Source organism: Amycolatopsis acidicola (assembly GCF_007713735.2).
Taxonomy (GTDB): domain Bacteria; phylum Actinomycetota; class Actinomycetes; order Mycobacteriales; family Pseudonocardiaceae; genus Amycolatopsis_E; species Amycolatopsis_E acidicola.
On record NZ_VMNW02000017.1, the window covers coordinates 127,835 to 134,044 of the forward strand.

6 protein-coding genes are annotated in these 6,210 nt (G+C 68.1%); 5 read left to right on the forward strand and 1 reads right to left on the reverse strand.

Annotated elements, in window-relative coordinates; genetic code table 11:
• Positions 1-150: 150 nt before the first annotated feature.
• Genes FPZ12_RS14785 through FPZ12_RS14795 form a run of 3 tightly spaced genes read left to right on the forward strand, consistent with a single transcriptional unit; the run spans position 151 to position 2,299 of the window.
• On the forward strand, positions 151-891 hold the full coding sequence (locus FPZ12_RS14785; protein ID WP_144748411.1) for a maleate cis-trans isomerase family protein: 741 nt from the start codon (positions 151-153) through the stop codon (positions 889-891).
• A 29-nt stretch (positions 892-920) separates the two neighbouring features.
• Complete coding sequence (locus FPZ12_RS14790) at positions 921-1,634, forward strand: maleate cis-trans isomerase family protein (RefSeq protein WP_144748412.1); 714 nt, start codon at positions 921-923, stop codon at positions 1,632-1,634.
• Positions 1,625-2,299, forward strand: coding sequence for a GntR family transcriptional regulator (locus FPZ12_RS14795; RefSeq protein WP_144748413.1), 675 nt, complete (start codon positions 1,625-1,627; stop codon positions 2,297-2,299). Before FPZ12_RS14790 ends, FPZ12_RS14795 begins: the two co-directional genes overlap by 10 nt.
• Before the next feature lie 48 nt (positions 2,300-2,347).
• On the opposite strand, the gene FPZ12_RS14800 is transcribed toward FPZ12_RS14795, so the two are convergent.
• The gene (locus FPZ12_RS14800; RefSeq protein ID WP_243769847.1) at positions 2,348-3,802 is read right to left on the reverse strand and encodes an NAD-dependent succinate-semialdehyde dehydrogenase; all 1,455 of its coding nucleotides are present in this window, start codon (positions 3,800-3,802) and stop codon (positions 2,348-2,350) included.
• A gap of 83 nt (positions 3,803-3,885) precedes the next feature.
• Between FPZ12_RS14800 and FPZ12_RS14805 the strand changes: the two genes are divergently transcribed.
• Together FPZ12_RS14805 and FPZ12_RS14810 are read left to right on the forward strand one after the other, a co-directional pair.
• A complete protein-coding gene (locus FPZ12_RS14805) occupies positions 3,886-5,142 on the forward strand; it encodes an aspartate aminotransferase family protein (RefSeq protein WP_144748414.1) in 1,257 nt (418 codons plus the stop codon).
• A 13-nt stretch (positions 5,143-5,155) separates the two neighbouring features.
• Entirely contained in the window at positions 5,156-5,656 is a 501-nt protein-coding gene (locus FPZ12_RS14810; protein WP_144748415.1) for a DUF3830 family protein, read from the forward strand.
• Positions 5,657-6,210: the final 554 nt, after the last annotated feature.

Sequence of the window (6,210 nt, forward strand, 5' to 3'; positions counted from 1 at the left end):
CCGGGGGCTGTCGATCTCCACAGAGCACAGCCAGCACCGGGCTCTCCGTGCCGATCACCGTTGACACGGTATGAGCCTCTCGTATGATTGTCAACAATCCGAGGAGCCACCCCGGAGGCTTTCCTTCCACAGCGCCAGGGAGCCCAAGCCTTGGATTTAGATACCCTCGCCTTCGACGGCCCACTCGCCCAGCGCGGGATCGGCGTCATCGCGCCCTTCGACCTCGCGCTGGAGCGCGAGCTGTGGCGCTGGGTGCCGATGGAGGTTTCCCTGCACCTGGCCCGGACCCCGTACGAACCGGTCCCGGTGAGCATGGAGATGGCCCAGCTCGTCAGCAACAGTCAGCACCTCGCGGCGGCCACCCGCGACGTGCTCCACGTGGAGCCCGAGGTGGTCGCGTACCTGTGCACCTCGGGCAGTTTCGTCAACGGCATCGACTACGAACGCTCGCTGCGCAAGGCGATCTGCGACGCCGGCGCGCCGGACGCGGTGACCACCTCGGGCGCGCTGGCGGAGGTGCTGCACCAGCTCGACGTGCACCGGGTCTCGGTGATCACCCCGTACGACGCGGACCTCACCGGGAAGCTGCACGACTTCCTCGCCGAGATGAAGGTGCGCACGATGTCCAGTGAGCACCTCGGGCTCGGCGGCGGGATCTGGAAGGTCAGCTATCGCACCATCGCGGAGCGGATCCTCAACGCCGACCATCCCGACGCCGAGGCGATTTTCGTCAGCTGCACGAACCTGCCGACCTACGACCTGATCGAGCCATTGGAGATCGCGCTCGGGAAACCGGTGCTGACCGCGAACCAGCTGACCATGTGGGCCTGCCTCAAACGGATGGAGCTGCCGATCGTCGGACCGGGCAAATGGCTCAAGGACGTATCGTAGGATTGTCTACAACCCTGGAGGTGCAGCGTATGCCGACCGTCGGTTTCATCTACCCGGACCACGCCGCCGAGGACGACTACCCGTTCGCGGAACGGCTGCTGGGTGACCGGTTCGCCCTGCCCGTCGCGCACATCTACGGCACCGACCTGCACGCGGTGCCCGAGTTGCTCGACCTCGGCAGCGAGCACCGGCTGGCCGAAGGCGCATCGCTGCTCGCCGGGCACGAACCGGACGCGGTGGTGTGGGCGTGTACCAGCGGCAGTTTCGTCTACCGCTGGGACGGCGCGCACGAGCAGGTGGCGAAGCTGGCCGCGGCGGCGGGCAAGCCTGCGTCGAGCACCTCCTTCGCCTTCGTCAACGCCGCGAAAGCCTTGGGCCTCAAGCGGGTTTCGGTCGCCGCCAGCTACCCGGACGACGTGGCGAAGCTGTTCGTCGAGTTCCTCGGCCACGGCGGGATCGAGGTCGTGTCGATGTCCAGTGAAGACATCGACACGGCCGCCGAAGTCGGCAGGCTCAGCCCCGAAGCCGTCGTGGATCTCGCGGTCAGCCACGACCATCCCGACGCCGACGCGGTGCTCATCCCGGACACCGCGATGCGTACCCTCGGTGTGCTCGGCACGATCGAGGAGCGGCTCGGCAAACCGGTGCTCACCGCGAACCAGGTGACCATCTGGGAAGGACTGCGGCTCGTGGGCGCGGTCCCGGAGCCGGACGAACTGGGGGCGTTGTTCCGATGCCATTGACGGAGATCGAACCGGTCAACCGCGAGTCCACGGCGGCGATCATCGCCCGCCAGCTGCGCGAGGCGATCATGAACGGGTCGCTGCCGCCGGGCTCGCAGCTCGGCGAAACCGAGCTGGCAGGCCGGTTTCAGGTGTCACGCGGCCCGCTGCGGGAGGCGATGCAGCGGCTGGTGTCCGAGGGATTGCTGCGCAGCGAAAGGCATCGCGGGCTGTTCGTCATCGAGCTGGAGGCCGAGGACATCCGCGACATCTACGCGGCGCGACTGGCCGTCGAGGGCGCCGCAGTGATCCGGATTCTGCAGGGCCCGCGCGACGAAGCCGTCGCCGGCCTGGAGGAGGCGGTGGGCGACATGGCCGCGGCCACCCAAGGCGAGGACTGGAGCGCGGTGTCCGAAGCGGACATCCGGTTCCACGAGGTACTCGTGGCGGCGTCCGGCAGCAAGCGGCTGGAACGGATGTCGCGCACGCTCCTCATCGAGACACGGATGTGCCTGTCGGCGTTGCGGCTCACGTATGCCAGCGACGAAGAGCGGGTCACCGAGCACAAGAACATCACCGAGGCGATCAGCGAGGGCGACCAGGAGAAAGCGCTTTCCCTTCTGGAGGCGCACATGGAGGACGCGGTGCGCCGGCTGGCGCCCGGGACGAGCCTGCTGTCGAGGTAGGCGTCCGCGGCACTGTGCATTATGGACAGTGCCGCGGACGCGGACGGGTCAGAGCGCGACGGCGATGTACTTGATCTCCAGGAACTCGTCGATCCCCACGGCGCCGCCTTCACGCCCGAGGCCGGACTGCTTCACCCCGCCGAACGGCGCGGCCGGGTTGGACACGATGCCCTGGTTCAGCCCGATCATCCCGGCCTCCAGGGTTTCCGACACTCGCAGCGCGCGCTTGAGGTCGTTGGTGTAGACGTAACTCACCAGGCCGTACTCGGTGTCGTTCGCCGCGGCGACGGCCTCTTCCTCGGTGTCGAACACCGAAATCGGCGCCACCGGGCCGAAAATCTCCTCACTCGCCATGCGCGCGTCGAGCGGCACTCCGGTCAGCACGGTGGCCTGGTAGAAGTGGCCGGGCCCGTCGACCGTCGCGCCGCCGGTGAGCACGTTCGCGCCGCGGTCGGCCGCGTCCTGCACGAGGGTCTTGACCTTCTCCACCGCGGCGTTGTCGATCAGCGGGCCCACCACGACGCCGGGCTCGGTGCCGCGGCCGAGCGGCAGCGCCTCCATCCGCTCGGTCAGCCTCCGCGCGAACTCGTCGGCGATGCCGCGCTGCACGTAGAACCGGTTCGCCGCCGTGCAGGCCTCGCCGATGTTGCGCATCTTCGCCTGCATCGCGCCCTCGATCGCGGCGTCGAGGTCCGCGTCGTCGAAGACAAGGAACGGCGCGTTGCCACCGAGTTCCATCGACGTGCGCAGCACCTTGTCCGCGCACTGCTCCAGCAGTTTGCGGCCGACCGCGGTGGATCCGGTGAACGACAGCTTGCGCGCGCGGCCGTCCCTGATCAGCGGCTCCATCACGCCGCCGGCGTCGCTCGTGGTCACCACGTTCAGCACCCCGGCCGGCAGCCCGGCCTCGGCGAGGATCGCGGCCAGCGCGAGCATCGACAGCGGGGTCTGCGCGGCGGGCTTGATCACCATCGTGCAGCCTGCCGCGATCGCCGGGCCGATCTTGCGCCCGCCCATGGCCATCGGGAAGTTCCACGGCGTGATCAGCAGCGTCGGGCCCACCGGCTGCTTGGTCACGAGGAACCGGCCGGCCCCGTTGGGCGCGGTCTGGTAGCCGCCGTCGATCCGCACGGCCTCCTCAGCGAACCAGCGGAAGAACTCGGCGGCGTAGGAGATTTCGCCACGCGCCTCGGCGAGCGGCTTACCCATCTCCAAAGTCATCAACAGCGCGAGATCCTCGTTGCGCGCGTTGAGGAGTTCGTACGCGCGGCGCAGGATTTCACTGCGCTCGCGGGGCGCCGTCGCCGCCCATTCCTGCTGCGCGGCGACGGCGGCGTCGAGCGCGGCCATCCCGTCCTGCGGGGTGGCGTCGGCGACCTGGCACAGCACCTCACCGGTGGCCGGGTCCTCCACCCCGAACGTCCGGCCGCCCGCGGCCGGTACCCACTTCCCGCCGATGAACAGGTCCTTGTCCACGGACTCGACCACGCTGGTCTCGCTCACGCTCGCCTCCTTGTCATTGCACCGCTCCGGGGTCCATGCTATGCATATTGTCAACAATCTACAACCGCGCTAGGAGAGCCTCGATGGCACAACTGTCACCTCTGCTCAAGCAAGCGACGCCCGTCGTCGTCGATCACGGCGAGGGTGCCTACCTCTACGACGTCGACGGCCGCCGTCACCTCGACTTCACCGCGGGCATCGGGGTGACCTCCACCGGCCACTGCCACCCCAAGGTGGTGCGCGCCGCGCAGGAACAGATCGGCAAACTCGTGCACGGCCAGTACACGACGGTCATGCACCAGCCGCTACTCAAGCTGACCGAACGACTGGGTGACGTCCTGCCGAGCGGGCTCGACTCGCTGTTCTTCGCCAACTCCGGCAGCGAGGCCATCGAAGCGGCACTGCGCCTTTCGCGGCAGGCCACCGGGCGGCCGAACGTCGTCGTCTTCCAGGGCGGGTTCCACGGCCGCACCGTCGCCACCGCCACCATGACCACCTCCGGCACCCGGTTCAGCGCGGGCATCTCGCCGCTGATGGGCGGGGTGCACGTCGCGCCGTTCCCGTACGCGTACCACTACGGCTGGGACGAGCAAACCGCCACGAAGTTCGCGCTGCGCGAGCTGGACTACCTGTTCGCGACCATGAGCGCTCCCAACGAAACCGCGGCCTTCTTCGTGGAGCCCGTGCTCGGTGAGGGCGGCTACGTGCCGGCGAACACCGAGTTCCTGCAGGGCCTGCGCCGGCGCGCCGACGAGCACGGAATCCTGCTGGTGCTGGACGAGATCCAGACCGGGTTCGGCCGCACCGGGAAGTTCTGGGGCCACGACCACTTCGACGTCCGGCCCGATGTGGTGACCATCGCGAAGGGGCTCGCCAGCGGCTTCCCGCTGTCCGGCATCGCGGCGTCGAAGGAGCTGATGGCCAAGGCGTGGCCGGGTTCGCAGGGCGGCACGTACGGCGGCAACGCGGTTTCGTGCGCGGCGGCGATCGCCACCCTCGACGTGATCGAGGAGGAGGGTCTGGTCGCGAACGCGGCGGCGCGGGGTCAGCAACTTCTCGAAGGCGCCAGGCTGATCGGCGACAAGACGCCGGAGATCGGGGACGTGCGCGGGCTGGGGCTGCTGGTCGGCTCCGAGTTCACCACGGCCGACGGCAAGCCGGACAACGCGACCGCGCAGGCCGCGCAGCAGGAGGCGGCACGGCGCGGACTGCTGATGCTGACCTGTGGCGCGTACATGAACGTGGTCCGGATGATCCCGCCGCTGGTCGTCACCGCCGAGCAGGTCGACGACGCGCTCCGCATCTGGGCGGACACGGTTTCCGCGGTTACGAAGAGCTGAAAGGGAAACTTCCTTGGCCCGCTACATCACCATCTCCCTCGACAAGCGCGGCGTCTCCTGCCGTGCCGTGTTGCTCGACCAGGAGGCGCCCCGCACCTGCAAGGCGGTGTGGGACGCGCTCCCGCAGAGCGGCTCGGCCTATCACGCCAAATACGCGCGCAACGAGGTGTACACGCTGGTCCCGCCGTTCGCGGACCCGAAACCGGGCCGGGAAAACCCGACCATCACCCCCATTCCCGGCGACGTCTGCTATTTCGGCTTCGAAGCATGGGAAATCGGAAATCCGGCTTATGGGTACGAAGATTCCAGTGAAGCGCACGGCGATCAGGGCGCGACGGATCTGGCCATCTTCTACGGCCGGAACAATCTGCTGATCAACGGGGACGCCGGCTGGGTTCCCGGTAACGTTTTCGCCACGATAGTGGAGGGCCTGCCGGAAATGGCGGCCGCCGCGCAGGACCTCTGGCTGCGCGGAGTGGAGGGCGAGACTCTCTCGTTCGCCAGGGCGGAGTGACCTCGACCACGCGGGTGACGGGAGCCGGACCCGGCCTCCCGTCACCCGTTCGCGTGGTACTGCCGAGATCACCATTCGTGGCAACGTCTTCACCCGTTCGGGAGGGCGTGGCGCCCGGTTGCCGCATCAAGATCACCATCGGCCCAGGTCGCCCGTCCACAGAGGACTACTGCTGGTCGACGCCCGAACCGGTGACACCCCCTCGGCAAAACCCGAAGGTGGCACGTGTTTAAGCTGAAGGGATTTCATCGCCCAACGGCGCGAGTGCCGCTCACGGCGAATGCGCGTTGACAGCCGATCCGTTCCGGTGGAAATCTCGTCCTCGCTTTCGAAAGCAGCATCATTCGCAATTTCGAATCCAGAGGGAGTCATCTCCATGCACGCTTTTTCCGCGCACTTCCACCACGCCCACGACATCCTGACGAGCGCCGCCGCGGCGCTGGCCCACTTCGTCGGCTGGCTGGTCTGATCCACTCCCGTAAATCAGTGAACACGTAGTTCCGCGGGGCCGGAACGTTGGCGCGGGCCGGCCCCGCAAACCCAGAACACCCCGT

Bases quoted from the DNA above. Each gene is read 5' to 3' on its own strand.
- FPZ12_RS14790 (WP_144748412.1), top strand. From the start codon at position 921: ATGCCGACCGTCGGTTTCATCTACCCGGACCACGCCGCCGAGGACGAC.
- FPZ12_RS14795 (WP_144748413.1), top strand. From the start codon at position 1,625: ATGCCATTGACGGAGATCGAACCGGTCAACCGCGAGTCCACGGCGGCG.
- FPZ12_RS14805 (WP_144748414.1), top strand. From the start codon at position 3,886: ATGGCACAACTGTCACCTCTGCTCAAGCAAGCGACGCCCGTCGTCGTC.